The 21,894-nt window shown below is 67.3% G+C and carries 18 protein-coding genes and 2 pseudogenes; 9 read left to right on the forward strand and 11 right to left on the reverse strand.

All coding sequences use genetic code 11. The features are described 5' to 3' along the window. From Q1N79_RS06940 to Q1N79_RS06950, 3 genes and pseudogenes are all read right to left on the reverse strand, one after another. Positions 1-394: pseudogene (locus Q1N79_RS06940) on the reverse strand (hypothetical protein); the annotation flags it as partial. 71 nt (positions 395-465) lie between these two features. Then, the gene (locus Q1N79_RS06945) at positions 466-975 is read right to left on the reverse strand and encodes a DinB family protein (protein ID WP_300605743.1); all 510 of its coding nucleotides are present in this window, start codon (positions 973-975) and stop codon (positions 466-468) included. Positions 976-1,136: 161 nt separating this feature from the next. Beyond that, the gene (locus Q1N79_RS06950) at positions 1,137-1,976 is read right to left on the reverse strand and encodes a TIGR03620 family F420-dependent LLM class oxidoreductase (protein ID WP_300605744.1); all 840 of its coding nucleotides are present in this window, start codon (positions 1,974-1,976) and stop codon (positions 1,137-1,139) included. 457 nt (positions 1,977-2,433) lie between these two features. Here Q1N79_RS06950 and Q1N79_RS06955 point away from each other — a divergent pair, with 457 nt between their 5' ends. The 7 genes from Q1N79_RS06955 (at position 2,434) to Q1N79_RS06985 (ending at position 10,911) form a co-directional block, all read left to right on the forward strand. After that, positions 2,434-3,003: a hypothetical protein gene (locus Q1N79_RS06955; RefSeq protein WP_300605746.1), complete on the forward strand. Its 570-nt coding sequence runs from the start codon at positions 2,434-2,436 to the stop codon at positions 3,001-3,003. After that, positions 3,000-4,280 carry a G1 family glutamic endopeptidase gene (locus tag Q1N79_RS06960; protein WP_300605748.1) on the forward strand — a complete coding sequence of 427 codons (1,281 nt, stop codon included), beginning with the start codon at positions 3,000-3,002 and terminating at the stop codon, positions 4,278-4,280. Before Q1N79_RS06955 ends, Q1N79_RS06960 begins: the two co-directional genes overlap by 4 nt. Before the next feature lie 92 nt (positions 4,281-4,372). Next, positions 4,373-4,861, forward strand: a complete 489-nt coding sequence (locus tag Q1N79_RS06965) for a hypothetical protein (protein ID WP_300605750.1) — start codon at positions 4,373-4,375, stop codon at positions 4,859-4,861. Between the two features lie 167 nt (positions 4,862-5,028). Further along, a complete protein-coding gene (locus Q1N79_RS06970) occupies positions 5,029-5,760 on the forward strand; it encodes a GNAT family N-acetyltransferase (RefSeq protein WP_300605752.1) in 732 nt (243 codons plus the stop codon). Between the two features lie 277 nt (positions 5,761-6,037). Further along, positions 6,038-7,534 (forward strand): recombinase family protein, encoded by a 1,497-nt coding sequence (locus Q1N79_RS06975; RefSeq protein ID WP_300605754.1) that lies wholly within the window; start codon positions 6,038-6,040, stop codon positions 7,532-7,534. 1,255 nt (positions 7,535-8,789) lie between these two features. Then, positions 8,790-9,353 carry a hypothetical protein gene (locus Q1N79_RS06980; RefSeq protein WP_300605756.1) on the forward strand — a complete coding sequence of 188 codons (564 nt, stop codon included), beginning with the start codon at positions 8,790-8,792 and terminating at the stop codon, positions 9,351-9,353. A 22-nt stretch (positions 9,354-9,375) separates the two neighbouring features. After that, on the forward strand, positions 9,376-10,911 hold the full coding sequence (locus tag Q1N79_RS06985) for a hypothetical protein (protein ID WP_300605757.1): 1,536 nt from the start codon (positions 9,376-9,378) through the stop codon (positions 10,909-10,911). Between the two features lie 226 nt (positions 10,912-11,137). Here the strand turns inward: Q1N79_RS06985 and Q1N79_RS06990 are convergent, their stop codons facing one another. The 7 genes and pseudogenes from Q1N79_RS06990 to Q1N79_RS07015 form a co-directional block, all read right to left on the reverse strand. Then, positions 11,138-12,433, reverse strand: a complete 1,296-nt coding sequence (locus Q1N79_RS06990; RefSeq protein ID WP_300605759.1) for an IS110 family transposase — start codon at positions 12,431-12,433, stop codon at positions 11,138-11,140. A gap of 404 nt (positions 12,434-12,837) precedes the next feature. Beyond that, the gene (locus Q1N79_RS06995) at positions 12,838-16,401 is read right to left on the reverse strand and encodes a WD40 repeat domain-containing protein (protein WP_300605761.1); all 3,564 of its coding nucleotides are present in this window, start codon (positions 16,399-16,401) and stop codon (positions 12,838-12,840) included. Then, positions 16,402-16,920: pseudogene (locus tag Q1N79_RS30575) on the reverse strand (serine protease); the annotation flags it as partial. Next, a complete protein-coding gene (locus tag Q1N79_RS07000) occupies positions 16,917-17,222 on the reverse strand; it encodes a CU044_2847 family protein (protein ID WP_300605763.1) in 306 nt (101 codons plus the stop codon). The gene Q1N79_RS07000 and the pseudogene Q1N79_RS30575, both read right to left, overlap by 4 nt. Before the next feature lie 147 nt (positions 17,223-17,369). Beyond that, a complete protein-coding gene (locus Q1N79_RS07005) occupies positions 17,370-18,497 on the reverse strand; it encodes a hypothetical protein (protein WP_300605764.1) in 1,128 nt (375 codons plus the stop codon). Next, on the reverse strand, positions 18,454-19,329 hold the full coding sequence (locus tag Q1N79_RS07010; RefSeq protein WP_300605765.1) for a cupin-like domain-containing protein: 876 nt from the start codon (positions 19,327-19,329) through the stop codon (positions 18,454-18,456). Before Q1N79_RS07010 ends, Q1N79_RS07005 begins: the two co-directional genes overlap by 44 nt. A gap of 50 nt (positions 19,330-19,379) precedes the next feature. Next, positions 19,380-19,841, reverse strand: coding sequence for an SDR family NAD(P)-dependent oxidoreductase (locus Q1N79_RS07015; protein WP_300605767.1), 462 nt, complete (start codon positions 19,839-19,841; stop codon positions 19,380-19,382). A gap of 92 nt (positions 19,842-19,933) precedes the next feature. On the opposite strand from Q1N79_RS07015, the gene Q1N79_RS07020 reads away from it, so the two are divergent. Then, the gene (locus Q1N79_RS07020) at positions 19,934-21,199 is read left to right on the forward strand and encodes an IS4 family transposase (RefSeq protein ID WP_300605769.1); all 1,266 of its coding nucleotides are present in this window, start codon (positions 19,934-19,936) and stop codon (positions 21,197-21,199) included. A gap of 28 nt (positions 21,200-21,227) precedes the next feature. Next, a complete protein-coding gene (locus Q1N79_RS07025; RefSeq protein ID WP_300605770.1) occupies positions 21,228-21,404 on the forward strand; it encodes a hypothetical protein in 177 nt (58 codons plus the stop codon). Here the strand turns inward: Q1N79_RS07025 and Q1N79_RS07030 are convergent. Then, the coding region (locus Q1N79_RS07030; protein WP_300605772.1) for a hypothetical protein at positions 21,405-21,894 on the reverse strand (490 nt) is incomplete at its 5' end.

A 21,894-nucleotide genomic window follows, 5' to 3' on the forward strand; every position in this document is an offset into this window, starting at 1 on the left:
CTGGGCCGGTGCAGTCGAGGGAAGGGGCGGGGACGGCCATTCCGCCGGTCATCGCGCGCTTGAAGTACTGCTCGTAGTACTCGGGGAAGGCATCGATCTCCGGCCGGAACTTGTCCTGGGTGGTGCGCCCCGCGCCCGGGGTGTACCCGCTCAGCCGCTGCCCGATGTAGGAGAAGAACCCCGCCTTGCCCTGCTCTCCGTCGCTGATCACGTCGAGCCCGGCCGCGCGCTGCCTCGCGACCGCGTCCGCGACCGCCTGGCGGTGCACGGCGTCGAATTTCTCCTGGTCGACCAGTTCGCCCGCGGCGGACGCCCGCATCAGGTCCAGCAGCGCCGTGGGCCGGGCCAGGCTGCCGACGTGCGTGGTGTAGATACGGTCAACGCTGCGTTGCATGGCAGCCTCCGTTCGGTGCGGCGGGGCCAGATCGCCAGGAGTGGCGCTGCGGTCAATTGTGACTGCGCTGGTCATTCGCCGGAAGTCGTCCCAGCTAGTTCGCTCACGATATCCAGGTGGCCGAGGTGCCGGGCGTACTCCTGTACTAGGTGGAACAGGACTCGCTCGAGCGTCGCGGGTGGCGCCCCATTCCAGCGGTCGCTGGGCTGGCCGACTTCGGCCAGGTCATGGGTCTCGATGACCGCTCGGGTGCGCGCCGCCTGTTCGGTGAGCTTGGTGAGCAGGTCGTCGAGGGTCTCGCCCGGCGCGACGTACCAGCGGCCGTCCCGCCGGTCACCCCAGGGGTCGGGCACGTGGCGACCCTCGAACCCCCATTCCAGCCAGCGCAGCTCGACGTAGGTGAGGTGCTTGAGCAGCTCCACCGGTGTCCAGCCGGACGGCAGCCGAGTGGCCCGCAGCTCGCGGTCCGGCAGCGCGCGGAGCTTGGCGGCCAGGCGGTCGCGGAAGTAGTCGAGGTAGCGCAGGAACACCTCCGAACGCGACCCGGCAGGGGCGGTCGGCTCGGGAAAGGGAACAGGCATGGGGTCCAATGTATGGCCGGGCGGGGCCGGTGGCCGGTGAGGTGGCGCGGATGCCGCCGTTGGCCAGGCCGTGCTGGCTCACCAGAAGATGGCCGCCGGCGAGGTCTTCGGCAGGATCGTGCTCGCGCCCCCGGGGAGCTGGCGGGTCGCCGGGAAATGGCTCACTGCGTGAGCGCCGGGGCGAGGCGCTCCAGGGCGGCCAGGCCGGACTGGAAGCCGGGGGCGGTCGTGCCCAGCCGGACATGATCGGCGCCGGCGTCCAGGTGCTTGCGGACCATGGCCATGATCTGCTCCGGGTTGCCCCACGCGATGACCGCGTCGACCACCCGGTCGGAGGCGGCGCCGATCTCCTCCGCCGTGTAGCCCAGCCGAGTCAGGTTGAGGGCGTACGGTGAGCCGGGGCGGGCCAGGACCTCGGATACGAACCGCCGGGCGTCGGCCCGGGCCCGGGCCGGGTCGTCGTCCACGGCCGCCGACAACCCCACGACTAGGATCTTGTCCGGGCCGAGGACCCGCCGCGCGTTCGCCGTGTACTCCGGCGGCACAAAGACGGGCATTGCCCCGTCGGCGATCTCGCCCGCCAGCGCGAGCATCTTCGGGCCGTTGGCCGCCAGGATGCGCGGGTAGCTGAGTTCCGGCACTTGAGCCATTGGCTGTTCTGCCGTCATCTGCCCGAAGTAATCACGGATGGTGGCCAGCGGGTGGCCGTAGTCCCGGCCGATCTGGGCGGCCTGGAACGGGTAGCCGACGCCCAGCCCGAGCACGAAACGGCCGGGATAGGCGTCGGCCAGCAGGGCCGCCGCGCCGTGCGCGGTTTGCGGCGGCCGGGCCCAGATGTTGGCAATGGCCGTGCCGAACGTGATCCGCTCGGTAGCCGCCAGCAGCACGCCGAGCTGCACCAGCCCGTCCTTGCCGCCAACCCCCTCGTTGTTCCACACCGCCTGGTATCCCGCCCGTTCCAGCCTGCGGACCGCGTCCCGCTGCACCTCGGCCGAAGGCACGCCCGCACCGGGAGGGTTCGGCAGGAACACACCTACAGAACCGAGGGCCCGGCGGCCCGTCCCCACCCTGTCGGAACCTCCCACAGACCACCTCCCAGCCCTAACCGGAGGACATCTCCGGTCTTGCCGCCAGCCTAGCGCCCGGCTTGTGAGCGGGCGCGAGCGCACGCAGCTGACCGTGGCCCATGGCGCGTCGGCGTCCTGCTCGCCGCGGCGCGGCCATGGCCTCACGAAATTTACCGTCACGCAGTCTGAACCGTCCCGTGCTCGCGGCCGTGGTTAAGGGCATCGTGATCCACGCAGATCGACCGGTGACACGATCAATTTGGATGGTCATGTAGTTTGCCGGGGCGGGAAAAACGCTCCGCTCGCTAAAGACAATCCAGGGGACTCCAGGGAACCCTGTCCAGCCTGCGTAGTGCGCGGTGGGTTTTCACCAATGTTACGGGGGGCCAACATGAACAAGGGGATTATCGTTGCCGCTATCGGAATGATCGTGCTGGCGGCGGGAGCAGGAATCAGCGGATGCGGCGACAGCATTTCAGCATCGGCACCGAAGCCAGCACCGCCTGCTACGACACAGGCGGCTGCGCAAACATCACCGAAGCCTGCGGCAGGCGACGGTAACCAGGCCCAGGCGGCGACGGCGGCCGAGCTTGCCGACCAGAGTCAGACCCCAGGCGGCATGGCCCCTTACGGCATGCTCACCTGCCAGAGCGCAACTGACCACGGCAACTTGCAGGCCAATGGCCAGCCTCCGCTTACGGTGGCACAGGTCATCGCCGTGCTCAAGACGGTGGGCACGCTCAGCTCCGTCAACCCGCCGAGCATCACCGCGGAGAACACGCTCTCTACTGCCGAGCAAGATCTGGTCAACTACAATGGCGGAACGCGGGTCTCCGATGACGCGATGGTATTCGCCTGGAATGCCGTCAATTACATGGGAGTCGCCGGCAATGGCGTGAACCCGGCATTGGCTGGCCCCGTTAACACGTCCATCGCAGCCCTGATAGCTGACTGCTCATGAGACGGCTAGCACTCATCGCCTGCCTGGCCCTCACGGGCCTGCTGGCCGCGTGCGGCACCAGCAGCAGCAGCACGCATCACGCGGCCTATCTGGTCCCTGGCCAGGTCTACCACGGCATCAGGCTGCCCGAGGACTTGCCAACGAACATCCCCGCCAAGGGATCGCTGCCAACCGCAACAGGCCATCATCCATTCTCGGGAGTCAGCAGTTCAACGTTCGCTGGCCGGCTCAGTACCTACCTCGACTGTGACTGCGCCGATGAGATCGCTGCCGAGTTCACTGTGCCGACCTTCACCTGCTCCAACCCAGACCAGGTCGCAGGCATATGGGTTGGCATCGGAGGATACGGCGCTATGGGCGCTCCCATTCCGCCTGACCCTTTCCCGGAGGACAACCTGCTCACCCAGGACGGCATTGCGTTCGCCTGCAATGGCAAGAAAGACCTCGCGTCCAGTTTCCCGAGCAGCCCCACCTACGCAATGTTCGAGGAAGAGATAGAGGTATTTCCTGGCAACAATAACCCTCCTGCTTATGAGCAGCCACAGTTTGCCTTCCAGGTTTTCCCTGGCGACGAGATTTACTCGGCTGTATTCCTGCCACCGAGCGGCACGGTCGACTATTTGGTCGCTGACCTGACCACGGGCCAGGAGCTGGCGAACGAAGCCAATCCAATAACCAGCACTGGTCCGTCAGGTGGGCAGTTTGACCAGTCAGGCACATGGATAGCCCTCGAAGATGCCTCGTCTCCTGCGTCGGCTGGCATGCCATACATCAAGGACGTATCGTTCACCAGAATCTCTGGCCTGGCCACCATCGGCAAGCTCCCTGGCCTGAACACCGGTGCTGGCAACGCCGGCGCGCAGTCTCTCAGCAGGCAGTGGACACTCACCATGGCTCGTTTCGAGAACCGTATCGTACCGACGAGCCTGCAAAACCCCAAGAGCGACAACGCCAGTTTCAGCCTGGTCAACAGCGACGGGCCACCGCCGGTTCCCAAGTCGAACAGCTCTACCTCGACGGCGTTCAGCGCCGCGCGGGCCCAGTGGGAGCTGACGGTTAAGGTTCCCGCCGCGTTTGTGGACCAGCGCCAAATGGCGGCAGCCAACGACCTGAAGTCAGCCAACAATCCTCGGTGGACGACGGCCATCCGGGAGCTGACCCAGCTCGCCTTCCTGCCGGTTACGAGCGACACAGCGGAGCAGATGGCCCAGGCCGAGGCAGACACCAGCGCTTTGGACACGTTCTTTGACACCCCTGGTCTGCAGCCAAACGGCTAGCGGTGACTGACGCCCAAATGCTGCACGGCCGTGCTGCACGGTCGGCCCGGAAAGGCCACCCGCGGTTGACTGCTCTGGTCTACCGTCGTGACATGCCCGGCAGGAAGCGGCCGACCGCTGAGGACGCCATGACCGCCCGTCGTATGCTGCTCGACGGGCTCGCCAGCGACACTGACATCATCGAGGTGCTTGGCGGGCTTGCGGCCCTGCACCCGCGCAACGACACTTTCCCCGGCGAGGTGTTCCTCCGGCTCGCAGCGGACGCGCTGGACTGGTGCGGGGCCAGCCGGGCTGACCCGCTGCCCCTGGAGGGACTGCGCGAGCGGTTCTTGCCCGAGGGCCCCTTCCGCGGCCGCCGCAACGCCAAGCTCCAGTACGCGGTGCTGGCCGCGGCAGCCGTCCATGGCGGGACCGACCCGGACCTGCTGGACGAGGTCGCCTGGTGGCAGTCCGACGACTTCTGGCAGTACGCCATGTACGCGGCGGTCGCCTACATCCGCGCCGCCGCCAGCCGGGCGGGCGTCCCGATACGCCAGGTATGCAAGGATCTGAGAGAGCGCCCTCGCCACCCGGCACCATAGCGCCGATACTCCGGAACGACCTGCGATCGTGCCGACCGGACCATGTGCCGCCAGCAGAACGTCCAGTTCTGGCTCACGCTGCCGGTGCCTTGCGCTCTCATCCTTAGCCGATCACCTGGGCGAAACCCGGTTGAGCGCGATGCCGGTGGTCCAGCATTATTCGCGGCATGACAGACGGGCTGAGATTCCCCGAGCTGTGCGTGCCGGCCGTGAGCCGCCAGCCAGCGCTGATCCTGCGGCCCTGGCGAGCGGCGGACATCCCCGCACTGGCCGCCGAGATGAGGCGCGAGTACCCCACCGCTGGCATGTGGTGGCGACCGGACGAACGCCCGGTCAGGACCGCGCTGCCCGGCGGGGCGCAGCGTCGGGCCGGGCCGGCCGGCGAGCGCGACGCTGCCCGGTGGCTCGCGAGCCAGGACCGCGGCTGGCGCGACGGTGACCGGCTGAGCTTCGCCGTACTCGAGGCGGACGGTGTCGGCGGCAGTGTCCTGGCGGGGAATGTCGGACTGAAGAATCGCGAGGAGACCGGCCGGATCGGCGAGCGCGAGACCGCCGAGATCGGCTACTGGACCGCGGTGGCAGCGCGGGGCCGTGGCATCGCTCCGGCGGCGGTCATGGCGGTGACCGACTGGGTCTTCGATGCGTTCGCCGGAGCGAGCCTGCGGCAGATCATGCTCGTGCACGATGTCGGCAACCTGGCATCCTGCCGCGTAGCGGAAAAGGCCGGGTACCCGTTCCGGGAGCTCAGCCCGGCCAATCCGCCGCACTGGTTCACCGACGGGCACATCCATATGCGGCTGCGCGGCTCATGCCGTGCAGTCCCTGCCGTGGCAGCGGCACCGGTCCAGGGCTCGGGATCAGCGAGCAGATTGCTGGAAGTGCCAGATGATAGTCGCTGACGCGGCGGCGTCGGAGCCGACGGCGTAGGCGGCGAACAGGGTGGGCGGGCGGGGCACGTCCCTGGCGTCGTGGACGTGAGCGCACAGCCAACGCGCGAGCTGCAGCGTTCCGCTACCCCACTGTGTCGTAGACGGTGGGCGTGGTGGTGTAGACACGTCCGGCTGGGGTTGTCCAGCGCATGAGGCCCGGCAGGGGCTGCTCAAGTGTCCAGCCGGGTGCCTGCTTGCACCGGTGGTGGCGTCTGCACAGCGGCTCCTATCCGTTATAATAACACATATGACGATTCGTGACGCAATACAGCTGATGGAGGCGGCCAGGCCGCCCGACGGGGTGACCCGCACCCTGGTCCGCTGCCTGATCTACGTCCGGATCAGCCTGGACGACAAGCACGACGAGCACGGCGTGGCCAACCAGATGGCCAAGCTGGAACGCGCGGCCCGCGAGCGGGGCTGGACCGTGGTCTACCGGCTCTCGGATAACGACATCGGGGTGACGCGCAAGGACCCGACCAAGCCGGGGAAGTACCGGCCCGGGTACGAAGAGGCGATGCGGCTGGTCGACGCAGGCGAGGTGGACGCGGTGCTGTGTTTTAAGTGGGACCGGTTCATCCGTGAGCCGCTGGACCTGGAGTACCTGATCCCCCGGTTCGACAAGGCCGGGGTGCGGTTCGCCGAGGTAGACGGGAGCATCGACCTGGGCACCGACTCCGGCCGTTTGCACGCACGGATCATGATCGCGGTGGCCAAGGCCGAGCAGGAGCGCAAGGCCGAGCGGCAGAAGCTGGCCTTCGAGCAGGCAGCGATCAACGGCAAGCGGTTCACCGGCTGCCCCCGCCCGTTCGGCTACCAGGAGGACCACGTGACCGCCCACCCGGTCGAGGGCCCTGCGGTGGCTGAGGCGTGCGCGGCGCTGCTGGGCGGGGGGACGATCAGCGGGATCCGCCGGGAATGGACCTCGCTGGGGCTGGCGCCGCCGCAGCAGAACCAGCGCGGGACCGGCGTGTGGAACCGGACCAGCATCCGCAGCATCTTGCTGAACCCGAGGATCGCGGGGCTGTCGGCCTACCATGGGGAGATCGTCGGGCAAGGGGACTGGGAGCCGCTGGTGTCGGAGGAGACCTGGCGGGCGGTACGTGCCATCCTGGACGACCCCACCCGCAAGCCGCCGCGCGGGGTGCGGACGCTGCTGGGCGGGCTGGCACGGTGCCCGTGCGGGAACGTGGTCACCGGCATGCCCAGTCACACCGGGCATTACATCTACCGGTGCACCCCGGCCACCCGCAACCGGGCCTACCACGGCGGGCACGTGGCCCGGCAGGCCAGGCCGGTGGAGGAGTTCATCGAGAAACTGGTCGTGGCCCGGCTGTCCCGCGCTGATGCGGCTGATCTGGTTACCGCCGAGGAGGCCGGGGTGGACGTGGCGGCGCTGCGGGAGGAGGCCGTGGCGATCCGCCGGAACCTGGAGGAGATGGCCGGTGACCGGGCGCTGGGGAGGATCACCCGGGCGCAGATGCTGAAAGCCACCGAGGCGGGGACCGCCCGGCTGGAGGCGATCGGCGCCGAGCTGGATGGCGCGGCGCGGGAGAACGTCCTGGCCCCGCTGGTGGCTGCGGAGAACGCCGCCGCCGTGTGGGAGGGTCTGGATATCAGCCGCAAGCGCTCGGTCATCAAGACGCTGATGAGCATCACGCTGCGCTCGCCGGGCCGCGGTGCCCCCCGCACGTTTGACCCGGCCACGGTCCAGGTCACCTGGAACCAGCCCGGCGCCGGGTGAGGCCGCCGCGCTGCCGGCGCGCCTACGGGCGGGTGCGGCGCGGGACACGGCAGCTGGTCCCGCAGTAGAGGGCGTCTGCGCGGCCGGTGACCAAGCACCGCAGCCGGGGCACAGCCGGGGCGGGTCACTGTCCCGCAACGCCTCCAGCCGTTTCCGGAACCGCCGCAGGGATGTCTCGGCCCGGCGGAGGTGCCCGATCCACCAAATGAGGTTCTGGTGACCGGCGAGCGGGGCCATGTCGACGTCTGGCCAGTACCGGTCCAGGCGCTGGCCCAGGTCGCGCGGACGGCGGTCAGCCATGAAACGGATAGACCTGCTGCGGTACCGGGTCCGGCGGCTGCGCGCCGAGCGGCCCGGCAGGGGTGCGGCGCGGTCGGCGCAGGATAAGCGCGAGCCTGTCACGCTGCTCTCTGCTGAGCGGAGGCGCTTGGTCGACCAGCCGGGCGATATAGGCATCCAGGCCAGTCTGGGAGCCGACGGCGGGTTGGCCGCCGCGGTCGCACGGCTCGTCGTGCTGGTCTGGGGTGGCCGTAAGCGAGCCAGAGCGCGCCGGCCGCGGCTGCGAGGCTTGGGTGGCCGACCGGCTTGTCACCCCGGCCCGCCTGCCTTTTTCCGCAGCGGTGATGATCTCCTGGCACGCACGATTTAAAGCTAGCTATTTGCGGCCCGGCGGCAAATCACCGTGCACCAACGTAGACCTCGTTTAAGCTGGACTACGCAACACAGGCCATCACCCGCCAACACTGACTATCAGTAGATGGCACGGATTAGTACCGGAAAATTTTTTCACTTGAACACGCACACCGGGGATACATCCCCGGTGTGCGTGTCTCGGCATTCGCAGGGACGCTATCGCGCCGGTTGCAGGCTGGTCCTGCCGGCCTGATCCCAGTGTGTCACATTCGCCTCACGGGACACGAAGATCTGGCCGCTGGCCTGCGATTCAGCGGGGCCGGGAACCCGGGCAGGGACGTGGGGCACCAGGATCTGGCCGGGACCCGGCACGCTTTCTCGGCGCGCCAGTGACCGCCAGGCAGCGCCGAGGAGAGAAACACGCGACCATTCACCTGCGCCTTTCCTCCTGGGACGGAGACAGCGGAGGAGACAGCAGCAAGATGCCGATATCGGGCCTGATACGTTTGGACCGGGCGCGGTCCATGATGCATACTCAAAAGCGGGGACGGTCGGCTTGCCTTACCACCGGAATTACGGCGCATTCGCGCCGGGAAATGGCAGCGGGAAAGGGGAGCGGAGCATGCCCGGAGCAATAGACCGCGACGAGCGGGACGCCAGCCCGCTGCCGGTCAGCCCGCCGCGTCGCAGGCAACGCGAGGCGGTACCGCGGGCCAGGATGATGCGGTTCTCGCTGACCGAAGCCGAGCACGCCGAGGTGCGGGCCGCTGCCAGCCGGGCCGGGCGGGCGCGTGCCGCGTTCGCGGCCGAGGCCACGCTGGCCGCCGCGCGCGGCACGGTGCTCACCCCCGACATAGCGCTAGAGGACGCGCTCGGCGACAGTGACCGTCTTGACCACGCCGCCGACCAGGTCCGCAAGGTCGGGGTGAACCTCAACCAGGCGGTGAAAGCGCTGAACTCAACCGGGCAGCCTGCTGGGGACCTGCCCCGCCTGGCGGAGCAGGCCATGCGCTGGGCGGCCCAGGTCGATGCGCTCAGCGTCGATCTGTGGAAGCGCGCCGTCTCGGCGATACGCCCAGGCGGGGAACGCGGGTCCGCGCAGACTCGGCGGACCCCGGCCCAGCCTGCCGGGCGGTCGGCGGCTAGCGGTTCGCGCGCACCAGGGCCAGGGCGGCCCGCCCGCTGAACCGGGCAGGCAGGGGCCGGGCGTGATCGGGAAGATCTGCCCGCGCGGGGACGACCTGGCCGGGCTCATCCGGTACTTGTACGGCCCTGGCCGCTGTGAGGAGCACACCGATCCGCACATCCTGGCCGGCTACCGCGACCCGGCGGGCCTTGAACCTGGTGTCCGCCCGGATGGCCGGCGCGACTTCCGCCGCCTGGTCTGCCGGCTCAGGCTGCCCCACGACAGGCAGGGCAGCCTGGCGTCCGCGGAACCGGTCTGGCACTGCGCGATGCGTGCCGCTCCCGAAGACCGCATGCTGTCCGATGCGGAGTGGGCGCAGATCGCGCGGGACGTGATGGCCCGCACCGGGCTGTCCCCGCATGGTCAGGACGACCAGGGCGTGCGGTGGATCGCCGTGCGCCACGGACCCGGCCACATCCACCTGGTGGCGATGCTGGCCCGGCAGGACGGCGCCCGGGTCAGCACCTGGAACACCCGCTACCGGGTCCGCGACGCCTGCATCGCCGCGGAGCAGCGGTACGGGCTGCGGTCCACCGCGCCGGCCGACCGCACCGCCAGCCGGGGCCCGACCCGTGCCGAGACCGGGAAGGCGGAACGGCTCGGGCTCGGCGAGCCGCCCCGCGTCACGCTGCGGCGCCACGTCGCGACCGCCGCCGCCGCCGCGGCGAGCGCGGAGGAGTTCTTTGCCCGCCTCGGCCAGGCCGGCGTGCGGGTCAGGGTCCGGTACAGCGCCACGAACCCCGGGCAGGTCACCGGGTACTCGGTCGCGCTTCCCGGCGATACCACCAGGGACGGGACACCGGTGTGGTACGGCGGCGGCAAGCTCGCCGCCGACCTGTCCTGGCCCAGGCTCGCCCAGCGGTGGGCAGTCCGGCAGGAGCCAGTCGTGCACCTGACGATCCAAGAGCGGCAGTATCTATGGGAGTACGCCGCCAGCGTCGCCGGTCATGCCGCCGCCCAGATCCGCGCATGGTCCCTCACCAGCCCGCAGGCTGCTGCCGACGCCGCGTGGGCGGCCGGGGACGCGCTGCGGGTCACCGCCGCCGCGCTCGGCAGCCCCATCCTGCGGCAAGCAGCCGACGGGTTCGACCGCGCCGCCCGCGAGCAGTACGGGCGCATCCCGCCGCCCACCCCGGCAGGAAACCGGCTCCGCCAGGCCGCCCGGCTCATCTTCGCCTACGGATATCTCACCCACGACAAGTCGCTCGCGCCGCTGAGACTGATCATCCAGCTCGCCGCGCTCGCCGAAGCCATCGCCCAGCTGCGCCAGACACAGCAGCGCGCCCACCAGGCCCAGGCCGCGCTCCGCGCCGCCACCGGGCTCCGCCAAGCCAGCAGGACAGCCCGGCCAGCACCACCAGGCACCGCCACCGCGCCAGGACAGCAGCAACATCCCCACGCAGACCCGGACACCGCCCAGACCGCCGCCCAGATCGCCGCCAGCAGCTTCGCGTCCGGCCCCGGCAGCCGGCAAAAGACCCGGTCACCCGTACCCGGACGGCCCACCCGGCCAGCAAGCCGGCCCTCACCACGACGCCGACCCGGCCGGACCCCCTGACAAAGGCGATGGGCACCTTAGTTTCGCGACCTCCGGCAGCACATCCTCGCCCGGCAACAGCTGTCACGGAGCGTGACTGACCCAGTGGGCCTGACTATAGCCAAACCGGTCAGAACGCTGCCGAATATTTGCACCTGTGACGAAACTTGGGGGGCCTTAGCCTGGCGCGCGGCAGCGCCGGCGGAGCCGGCTGGTGCTGGCGGAGCCGGTTTCGGGCGGGGTGGGTTCAGGCGGCGGGTTGCTGACCTGGGCCGGGGGTGGGTGGGGAGCCGTCGCCGGGTGCGGTGAGGGTGACCTGGATGCCGAGCCGGGCCAGGGCCTGCTGGTGGTGGCGGATGAGGTGTTCGCGGTTGCGGTGTTCCCGCTGTTCGTAGTAGTCCTCGCCGGCTTCGGCGTAGTCCTCGCCGCGGCTCATGACTGCCCAGGCGATGCTGAGCAGGGTATGCGCGACGGCGATCGCTGCTTTCTTCTCGTGTCCGCGGCCGAACCGGCGGGCCAGGCGGCGGAACCGGGCACCGGGCCGGGTCCGGGTCCGGGCGGCCGCCCAGGCCGCCTCGACCATCGCTGCTCGCAGGTGCGGGTCGCCGTTGCGGGCGGCGGCGTGCTTGCGCTTGCCGGCGGACTGGTTGTCGCCGGGTGCCAGCCCGGCCCAGGCGGCGAGCCTGGCGGCGGTGGCGAACCGGGTCATGTCCCCGCCGGTCTCGGCCACGATCACCTCGGCGGTGCGCTGTCCGATCCCGGGGATGGTGACCAGCCGGGCGATCAGCGCGGCGAACGGCGCGGCCGCCTCGGCGACCAGGGCGTCCAGCCCGGCGATCGTGCGGGTCAGGTGATCGTAGGCGTCCAGGTGCAGCCGGCACATCTGCGCATGGGCGGCGGTGAACCGGCCGTCGCAGGCCATCTCCAGGTCCCCGGTTTTGCGGCGCAGCACGCCCAGGGCCAGGCCCGCCAGGATGCCCGGGTCGCGCTCCCCGGCGATCAGCGCCTCGATCATCGCCCGGCCGGACTTGCCGAGCAGCCTGCTGGCCACCGAGTCGATCTTGATCCCGGCGTCCTCCAGCACCTTGGACAGCCGCTGCCCCTCGCTGGTGCGCTGCTCGATCAGCTTCTTGCGGTACCGGGTCCGGGCGCGCAACTCGGCCACCTCCCCGGTGGGGATGAAGCCGGGCCGCAGCAGCCCGTGCTCGTGCAGTTCGGCGATCCACTGGCAGTCCGCCAGGTCCGTCTTGCGGCCCGGCACGTTGCGCATGTGCGCCGCGTTGCACACGCACACCGCGATCCCGGCCTGGACCAGCGCGTGATACACCGGCCACCAGTACACGCCCGTGCTTTCCATCGCCGCATCGCTGACGCCCAGCTCCGCCAGCCAGGCCGCCATCTGGCGCAGCGACCGCCAGAACGTCTTGACCCTCCGCACCATCACGGCCCGCTCCCCGGGCCGCTCACCGGGCAGCCGGACCGCCACCCAGATGACCTTCTTGTGCACATCGATCCCGGCTACCCGAGGATGGACGACCTCCATCGCCAGCCTCCCTATCTCCCCCCATACTGGATACGGGCACGCCGCCCGCGGAGCCCGCGACAAGATCAAGATCCTGTGACACGCGCTCGCAGCAGCAATCCGGGGTACCTACCGGGCAGGCTCCAGCGTCAGTCTCTAAAACAGGCACGCAGCGCCAAGGAAAAACGACGTCAGCGGGCGGCGCAGCCCCAAGTTTCATCCATCCGCGGGCGTCACGACAGTGACATGAAGTCTCTAATCGTTCGGGAGATAGCAGCGGCAGCAAACGCAGATCGGCCAGTTCGGAGCGGCTCCGCCCCGCACCACACCCCAGGCAACCGGCCGCTCGGCCGCGCTACGATGGCGGAGGCTAGGGCAACGCGAGGGTTCGCCAACCCGCCGAGATGGATTCCCGAATTGCTGGCTCAGTCGGTTACCGGCGGAGAAGGCAGGCCTAGTTCGATTGTAAGGATTCCGGCGGAAAGACCCACGATAAGGCGACCATTAGTCTCGTAGACTGCCTGAGCCACGTGGTGGGCGGGCACGCACAGAAGGCTTATCGCAGCAGCAGGATCCCAGATGCGCATAGTGCGGTCGTCGCTGACCGTGGCGAGCAGGATGTTGCTGCGGAAGGTGAACGCGCAGATCCTGTTCACTGCGTCGGTGTGCTCGTCTAGGGTGGAGTACTGGCTGCCAGTCGCTGCGTTCCAGATCCGCACCGTGTCATCGGCGCTGGCGGTGGCGAGCAGGACCTCGCTGCCAAGAGTGAACGCGCAGATACCGTAGACGCCGTCCGTGTGGCCCTCTAGGAGGGCGTACAGCTTGCCGATAGCGGGGTCCCATATTCGTACTGTCCAGTCGTCACCGCTCGTGGCAAGCAGGACCTGGCTGCCAAGGGTGAATACGCAAACCCCTCTGACCGCTCCGGTGTGGCCCTCCAGGGCGGCACGCAGCTCACCAGTTGCGGCATCCCAAATCCGCAATATGCCATCGGCCCCGACCGCGGCGAGGAGGACCTTGCCGTGAAGAGTGAACGCGCAGACGTCATAGAGATGGTCGGTGTGGCCCTCCAGGGCGGCGCGCAGCTCGCCGGTCGCTCCATCCCAGATCCGCAACGTGCCGTCACCGCCCGCGCTGGCGAGCAGGATCTCCTCGCCAAGAGTGAATGCGCAGACCCCGTAGATGCCGTCCGTATGGCCCTTCAGGGCGGCGCGCAGCTCGCCGGTCGCGGCATCCCAGATCCGCAACGTGCCGTCACCGCCGGCGCTGGCGAGCAGGATCTCCTCGCCAAGAGTGAACGCGCAGACGTCATAGATCCAGTCGATGTTGCTGTTCGGCGCGGCCAGTTCGTCGCCGGTTGCGGGATCCCAGATCCGCACGGTCCGGTGGCCTCCGCCAGTAACGAGGAGGACGTGGCCACGGAGCGTGAGTGCGCAAATGCTTCTGACCCAGTCGGTATGGCCGTCCAGGGCAGCCCGTTGCTCGCCGGTTGCGGGATCCCAGATCCGCACAGTCCGGTCGCCGCACGTGGTAGCGAGCAGGACCTGGTTGTTCATCGTAAATGCGCAAAGCCCGTTGACCCAATCGGTGTGCCCGTGAAGAGTGGCCCGTTGCTCACCGGCGGCAGGGTCCCAGATCCGCACAGTCCGGTCGTCACTGGCAGTGGCGAGCAGGACCTGCGCATGCAGCGTGAATGCGCAAAGCCCGGAGACCATGCCGGTGTGGCCTCTCAGGACAGCACGCTGGCTGGATGTTGCCGGGTCCCAGATCCGCAGCGTGCCGTCGGCGCTGGCAGTGGCGAGCTGGACCTTGCCATGGAGGGCGAACGCGCAAATGTCTCTGACCCAGTCGGTATGGCCGTCTAGGACGGCCTGTTGCTCTCCGGTGCGAGGGTTCCAGAGCCGCACCACGCGGTCACGGCCGCCGGTGGCGAGAAGCACGCGACCGTGGAGGGTGAAGGCACAGATTCCATGGACTCCCCCTCTGTGACCGTCTAGAGTGGCCCGTTGCTCTCCGGTGCGGGGGTTCCATATCCGCACGGTGCGATCCTCGCTGGCGGTAGCGAGCAAGACCTCGCTATCGAGCGTGAACGCGCAGATAGACCTGACCCAGTCGGTGTGACCGTCCAAGGTGGCCCGCTGCTCTCCGGAAACGGGATCCCAGATACGGACCACCCAGTCGCCACCGCTAGTGGCGAGTAGGACCTGATCGTCAAGCGTGAACGTGCAGACCATGTTGGCCCCGCCCGTATGGCCACGCAGGGAGGCTCGCTCAGGTCGGGGTCTGGCAGCCGCCCATACCCCCCGATATGGCGCCACCGAGTCGGTGCCAGGGTATGCGTGACCGAGGTCGTCGAGCGCCTCTGTGACGCTAAACAGGGCGGCACGGTCCTGCGGCTCGGCAACGATCGCTTCAGGGGTCAGGCGCAGCATCCAGGCCCGGCGGCGAGCGGGCGCAGACACCGCACGCTCGGTAAGGGGGATCAGGCGCCGCAAGTCGGCATGGAGCAAATAAGCGTTATCCAGCAGCAGATCATCTATTACACCAGCGATAGCCGCGTGGGCGGCAAGCGAGCGGAGCAGGTATGCGGGGACGTGGCGCCAGCCGCTCTGCCTCCCCAAGCGAATGAAAGCCTCGCTCAGAGCCCGTTCGTCTTCTCCACGCGAAGCGAATTGGGATCGTGCGCGCAGCAGTGCCTCGTTGAGCGCCTGGTGGAACAACCTGAACACCGGGCCAGCGCCGCCTGTACTGGACTCCACGAGGAAATTAGCAGCTGAGGACCGCGCGAACCGTGATAGTTGCTGAGCGGTAATCTGGTGGCCGCCGATCACCTCGATTACCCTTTGCCAAAGATCGATGGGCAGTCCTGGCGCTTCCACGAACGCCAGGGCGGTGAGTACGATTTCAGCTGATACGTTCGCGATCGGTCTAATCCGCTCGAGATAGGTGGCCAGGGCCGAGTCGACGGTAGCGCTGAATACGAGGTCCTGAGGCAAAGCAGGCTGTCGGTCGTGCATGCCGTGGGCCCTGGCGATCAGCCCGGCGACCAGGAAATTCTGGCCAGCGAGTTGAGCAATACGGCGGGCAAGCGGACCGGCAATCTCATCATTTGCATAGGGGTTCCCAGGACGCTCATCGCCGACCAGTTGGAGGCTGGCCATCGCATACGCGGCAAGGTCGGCTTCTTCAAAGTACTCAGGATCATCCAGGTCGATAACAGCTACGGCGCCCCCGAAGAACCGGAACAAGTCACCGCCGTCATCACGGCGCCGTGTGCCCACAATGACCTGAGCGTGTAGGTCTGAACAAGATTCCGCCAGAGGCAGCACGACCTTGGTGATGATCTCCCTGGCCTGCGTCGATGTGGCTGCTTCATCCAAAGCATCGATCACTACATTGAAGCGTTGACCGTCGCGTTCGGTCAGCGCATCGCGCAGCGCAGGCCCGAGGTCCCCAGCGTCGTCAGGCAGCCTTGCTGATGCGGCGCGGGCAATTTCTGCCGCGACTTCCAGCGCGGTCTTGCCCTTAGCGTGGACTGCACAGGCCACCGAGGATGGCGTCGCGCAGACCGCGTCGTCATTTGGCGGCAGAGCCGCACGGATCGCAGCGTCCGCGGTCGTGACGATGCGCCCGAGGACAGCAGACTTGCCGACTCCGGGTGACCCGGTGACGACCAGTGCGCGCCGGTCCAGCATTGCGCGATCCAGCCAGCCCGCGATCTCAGTCAGTGCCGCCATCCGGCCACGGAACCGGTAACCCTGTTCGCTATCGATGCTCACGCCTCGGGCACGAGGCTGCCAGTGTCGCCGTGCTTCCGGGTCGCGCGCGAGTGTCCAGCCCCAAGCCGCCAGGGCAAGTTCGCCGGAGTCTTGGACCGACCAACCAGCCAGGGCCTGGATCTTCTCCTCCGGAAGAGACAGATTCGCCTGATAAAGCGTGATCGCGCGGCCGTCGCCACGGTCGTTGGCCTCACCGACCAGTGCGACCACCGCTTCGTAATCCGGCGACCACAGTCCAGCGCCGCTGAACCCAGGCGCTATGTGGTACCGCGACTCTGCATCTAGCCGGACCCAGCCATAGCCGAGGGATGCGCCCACCACTCCACCAGCGGAATTGCCAACAGGGTCACGGTTAGCGAACCCAAAAGCCCACCATCTGCGCCCGACCAAGTCCATGGGACTAGGACAACGCAATGGTGCGGAGGTAACGCCCGGCGGCACATCCTGGTCGAGAACCAGAACCGCCAGATCCAAGACCTCCTGGTTGCTAGGAGATACCACAGAGATCACACGCCGACGTCGCGCTGATGAGTCGTCCGCCATAGGGAAGGCCACCCACAACGGGTCCAGAACAGGGCCCTGACCCGGTATCACGACGTGTGCGCAGGTCAGCAGCCGCCGCGCATCTATGACCAGCGCAGTTCCGATCGGTATGAAATCCTTTTCGGAGGAATGGATGGCGGCAACCCACGTATTGGTACGAGGATGCGCGGCGTCTTCAGTACTCATGTCGTGCGGGAGCCGGGCTCACGTTGGTCATGGCTTCCTAGTGTCCAAGTCAGTGTGATCTCGAAGTTGCCCTCAGCGGCTGCCTTAGCCACCAGCCAGTTTGCGGTACCGGTGACCTTGATCCCGAAGGTCATTTCCAACTGATCTGGTCGTACCTCCTTGATCTTGTCCAGGACGGCCTTCGCTGCCTTAACAGCTGGGCCGACTGCTTCTTCCACATGACCGCTTATCTGATCGGGGCTGGCCGGACGGAAATCAGCTCCGGGCTCGATCTCGAAGCGTACGCGGGTGGCGTCGTCCAATTCGTATGTGACAACTTGTGAGGACATCGATGTGACCCCTCTCCGTTAGCAGTGACGTCCCGTTCTGGGTGCGAGTCGGCTGCCGCGCTGATCCCACGCACAAGGCTATAGAGAATGCTGCAGGGCAGCGAGCTGTCGCGCTCTGGACTAGAAGTAAGAGCGCAGCTCCCCCCGGCGATAGATATCCGCAGTGACACAGTGAAAGCACCCGCCAAACCGCATGACATTTCGGAACTGCACCGGGACGATCTCCAGCCCCCAGTCCTTGAGCAGGTCGATCAGTGGTGTCTCGGACGCCTCGACCACCACTCGGGTCTCGTCCAGCATCAACACGTTCATGCTGACCCACGCGCTCGACATGTAGAGTACGTGGTCCTGCGGCAGGGTCGGTTTCGGCGCCCAACGGACCTGCCACGATTCGAACATCGCTGGTGCCGACACCACTCGCTGGGGGTTGAGAAGCAGCTTGCCTGGTGCCAACGGCATGAAAGAGGCATCGATGTGCATCGGCGCTGGGTCGACCACGTCGATCTCATGTACCTGGTAGTCGTTGCCGAGGTGGCGAGCGACCCACTCGATGCCGAGCCGATTGGTGACATGGCTGCGTTGCACAAAGATGTCGTGGCCGCAGCGAACGAAATCGGCTGCATCGAACGTGGGTTCGTGCTCGAGGGTCAAGTAGCGACCGGACACCTGAGGGTGTTCGCGGTCGTAGTCTGGGTCATACCACTGATCCAGGAGCTGCGGCCTCGGGGCGGCGATCCATCGCGCGCCGCGCCGAAAGTAATCGGTCAGCAGCGGCCGATAGGCGTCGATCTCGAAGTAACGTGCCCGCCAGGCCATTGGCGCCTCGATGATAGTGTCGCCCACAATCAGTAGCAAGTCTCGGGGCATGGCACTATATACGCCGCCAGGACTGCACCAGTTCGGCGTCGCGAACGGTCGGCGATGGTTGATCGGCGCGGGCCGGACCACACGAATCCCAGCTTCGGTCAATACAGCGGCGAAGCGGTTCAATTCCTCCTCGGCCAGCCGGACGTGCTCGTCGGGGAATCCGCCGCCGACACGGCTTCGGAAGAGTTCCTCACTCTGCCTTGGCATGGTCGACGCGACGGCAATGTCCCACTCTGGCACAGCGGCGCCACTGATGACGCCGACGATGATCTCCTCCAGTGGGTCCCACTCGTTGTAGGAGTGGACCGGTGACTCCGCAGAGTCAGGCCAAGGCCTGTCACGCGTCGGTTGCTGGATCATTGTCTCGGGAGAAGTCGCCATGCCGAATTAGGTTGAACAGCCGCTCGCCGGTTGACGGCGGGGTGAAGAAGAAGTCCTTCCGATACGTGCCCCCCAGCAGCGAATACCGGACCAGGTCAACCACAGCGCGGTTGAGATAGCGCCAACCCAGCCGGACGAGCAAGGCTAGGAAGACATAGCCCGGGACTGGGGGCCCGAACCAATGGTTGATTGAGATTGACGGTGACTCGGACCGGAGGTAGTGCCACCAGCCCCGCGGTATGTACACCACGTCACCCGGCCCGAGGACGCTTGTGAGCACGTTCGCCTCCAGGAAACGCGGGAACCTGAGTGTGTCTAGGTGCTCGGGGTCAATCCTGCTATTCGCAATGTTGTCCAGGAATGGGTAGACGAGGTGCGTCTGCCGGAACGGCACTAGGATCAGCCGCTTCTGGCCACTGATCTGTGCGAAGACATTATCTTTCAGGTCCGAGTGCAGACCCGAGCACGTACCAGTCGACCCAACCCAGAGCCGGGTGTCGGTGGGGTGTCGACAGGGAATCGTTATCGGGCTGAAGTCGAATGCGTCCTCGCTGCCCCGGATCAGCTCGCCGGGCCGCGTATATGCGAGGTAGCAAGGGGCGCAGTCGGGCTGCTCTGCCCGATCGAGGAACAAGGCGAATGGCATTTCCTGCTCATATGCTTCTTGGCCGCCTTCCAGTACGCCGCCGCGAGCGGGGAGGTCGACAAGTACTTTCACTGTTCGGTCGCCAGCGACAGCCCGCAAGCTGTCAAACGTCCAACTGGACGCCATCCAGCGTCCTATAAGGCCACGGACAAGAATCGGCCGCCGGGACCGGATCGCGTCCAGCATCGTGTCACGGTCCCCAATTTCGATTGGCTGCATCGCCACAGAAGTCGTCGTCATGAGCTCGCCAACCCTCCCGCAATCTCGCCGCCATCGATTACGAACGTCTGTCCCGTCGCGTATGTAGCCTCTGATGAGGCCAGAAATGAAGCAAGGGCAGCGACCTCATCTGGGGCTGCTAGTCGCTTCAGTGGCAGGCTCTCGGCGCACTGGGCGATCTTGGCTTCGGTATACTCGCGCCGCTGCATGTCGGTCAGCACGTAGCCGGGACAGATCGCGTTGACCCGAATGCTGGGCGCAAGCTCGAGCGCCATTGTCTTCGTCATCTCGATCATGCCTGCCTTGCTGACGTTGTAGGCGACGTAATTGGGCATTCCTACCATTCCGCTGACCGAAGCCGTGTTCAGGATGACGCCGCCGGAAGGGCCGCGTTGCATCAGTCGCGCAGCCGCCTGTGCTACAAAGAACGCGCCAGTCAGGTTTACCGCGATCGTCCGATTCCAGCTCGCTGGTGTCACCTCAAGACACAATGCCACTTAGCCAAAGTTGATCTTGGCGGGTGCGTGTCGGTGCGGTCCGTTGGGTCTGGTGGCCGGCATGATCGCGTTGCATGACCGACAATGGCGTGGTGATGGCGGGCGGCTGGCTGGCGGACCAGGTCACCTTCGGGGTGCTTGCCTCGTCGGTTCCGCGGGATGCGGTCGATGACGCGGTCGCGGCGGCGGGGCGGCAGGCCAGGCGGCGGGACGGTAAGCTCCCGCCGCACGTGATGGTGTACTTCGCGATGGCGATGGCGCTGTTTGCCGATGATGACTATGAGGAGGTCGCGGCGCGGCTGGCCGGCACCCTGGGATCGTGGGGGTGCTGGGAGTCGTCGTGGAGCGTGCCGACCTCGGGCGGGATCACCCAGGCCCGCCAGCGGCTGGGATGGGAACCGCTGGCGGGGCTGTTCGCCAGGGTGGCGGTACCGGCCGCGGACGCCCTGACCAAGGGCGCCTTCCTGGCGGGCCGGCGGCTGATGGCGATCGACGGGTTTGAGTGGGACGCCCCGGACACCGCGGAGAACGCCGCCGAGTTCGGTTATGCCGGCAAGAGCGCGGGCGATGCGGACTGCCCGGCGTTCCCGAAGGCGCGGGTGGTCACGGTCAGCGAGTGCGCCTCGCACGCGGTGGTGGACGCCGAGGTCGGCGGGGTCGCCGGGAAGGGCGCCGGGGAGCAGTCGCTGGCCCGTAAGCTCTACCGGCGGCTGGAGCGGGACTGGCTGCTGATCGCCGACCGGAACTTTTATAACTGGCAGGACTGGTGCGCGGCTGCGGACTCCGGCGCGGCGCTGCTGTGGCGGGTGAAGGCTGACCTGACCCTGCCGGTGCTGGAGCTGCTGCCCGACGGGTCGTACCGCTCGGTGCTGATCAGCCCCAAGACCGGCGGCAAGGCCCGCGGGCAGCTGACCGAGGCGGCACGCGCAGGAGAAGACCTGGACCCGGGCCTGGCACGCCCGGTCCGGGTGACTGAGTACGAGGTCCCCGACCGTGACGGTGACGGGAAAGGCGAAGTGATCGCCCTGATCACCACCATCACCGATGCGCGGGAAGCCCCGGCCATCGCGCTGGCGGAGGCCTATCACCAGCGCTGGGAGCACGAGACCGGCAATGACCAGCTCAAGACCCACCTGCGCGGCCCAGGCAAGGTGCTGCGGTCCAAGAGCCCGGACATGGTCCGCCAGGAGATCTACGGCTACCTGCTCATCCACTGGGCGGTCAGCTCCCTGATCTGCCGGGCCGCCACCGAAGCCGACATCGACCCCGACCGGGTCAAGTTCACCCGCACCGTCCGCATCATCCGCCGGGCCATCACCCCGGCGGCCTTTCCCCCCTGACCCGCCAGAACTCCTGCGCGCGGCGATCATGGCCGACATAACCCGGAAGAAGAACCTCAACCCCGAACGCCGGAACCGGACCTACCCCAGGGTCGTCAAGCGTGCCAGGCACAACTCCTACCGGGTCAGGAAACACGCCGACCACGGAACCCGCCACGACGGGCCGCCGACCATCGTGCTAGTCAACCTTCCGAGGGCAGCATGATCAACTTTGGCTAAGTGGCATTGGCTCCTGGCCCGTGGTCAGGTCAGCGACCAAGTAGTCGACCGTGCCGCTCGGTGGCAGGAATACAGCCGAGTAAATCTTGTCGCCAGGGAAAACCTGGAAGGCAAACTGTGGCAGCTCATAAGCAGGAGGGTTATTGTTGCCAGGCGATACCCCTATCTCTTCCTCAAACATTGCGTAGGTAGGGCTGCTCGGGAAACGGGACGCGAGGGCTTTCCTGCCATTGCAGCCGAACGCAATACCGTCCTGGGTCAGCAGATTGTCCGCCGGGAAAGGGTCAGGCGGAATGGGAGCGCCCATAGCGCCGTATCCTCCAATGCCAACCCATATGCCTGCGATCTGGTTTGGGTTGGAGCAGGTGAAGGTCGGCACAGTGAACTCGGCAGCGATCTCATCAGCGCAGTCACAGCCGCCGTAGGTACTGAGCCAGCCAGCGAACTTTGAACTGCTGACTCCCGAGAACGGATGA

It is taken from the genome of Trebonia sp. (assembly GCF_030042015.1).
In the GTDB taxonomy this organism is placed as follows: domain Bacteria; phylum Actinomycetota; class Actinomycetes; order Streptosporangiales; family Streptosporangiaceae; genus Trebonia.

Coding starts and splice junctions, on each gene's coding strand:
- Q1N79_RS07020 (WP_300605769.1), top strand. CDS start 19,934: ATGACCGACAATGGCGTGGTGATGGCGGGCGGCTGGCTGGCGGACCAG.
- Q1N79_RS06975 (WP_300605754.1), top strand. CDS start 6,038: ATGACGATTCGTGACGCAATACAGCTGATGGAGGCGGCCAGGCCGCCC.
- Q1N79_RS06965 (WP_300605750.1), top strand. CDS start 4,373: ATGCCCGGCAGGAAGCGGCCGACCGCTGAGGACGCCATGACCGCCCGT.
- Q1N79_RS07010 (WP_300605765.1), bottom strand. CDS start 19,329: ATGCTGGACGCGATCCGGTCCCGGCGGCCGATTCTTGTCCGTGGCCTT.
- Q1N79_RS06990 (WP_300605759.1), bottom strand. CDS start 12,433: ATGGAGGTCGTCCATCCTCGGGTAGCCGGGATCGATGTGCACAAGAAG.
- Q1N79_RS06945 (WP_300605743.1), bottom strand. CDS start 975: ATGCCTGTTCCCTTTCCCGAGCCGACCGCCCCTGCCGGGTCGCGTTCG.
- Q1N79_RS06955 (WP_300605746.1), top strand. CDS start 2,434: ATGAACAAGGGGATTATCGTTGCCGCTATCGGAATGATCGTGCTGGCG.
- Q1N79_RS06960 (WP_300605748.1), top strand. CDS start 3,000: ATGAGACGGCTAGCACTCATCGCCTGCCTGGCCCTCACGGGCCTGCTG.
- Q1N79_RS07025 (WP_300605770.1), top strand. CDS start 21,228: ATGGCCGACATAACCCGGAAGAAGAACCTCAACCCCGAACGCCGGAAC.
- Q1N79_RS06970 (WP_300605752.1), top strand. CDS start 5,029: ATGACAGACGGGCTGAGATTCCCCGAGCTGTGCGTGCCGGCCGTGAGC.
- Q1N79_RS07005 (WP_300605764.1), bottom strand. CDS start 18,497: ATGGCGACTTCTCCCGAGACAATGATCCAGCAACCGACGCGTGACAGG.
- Q1N79_RS06980 (WP_300605756.1), top strand. CDS start 8,790: ATGCCCGGAGCAATAGACCGCGACGAGCGGGACGCCAGCCCGCTGCCG.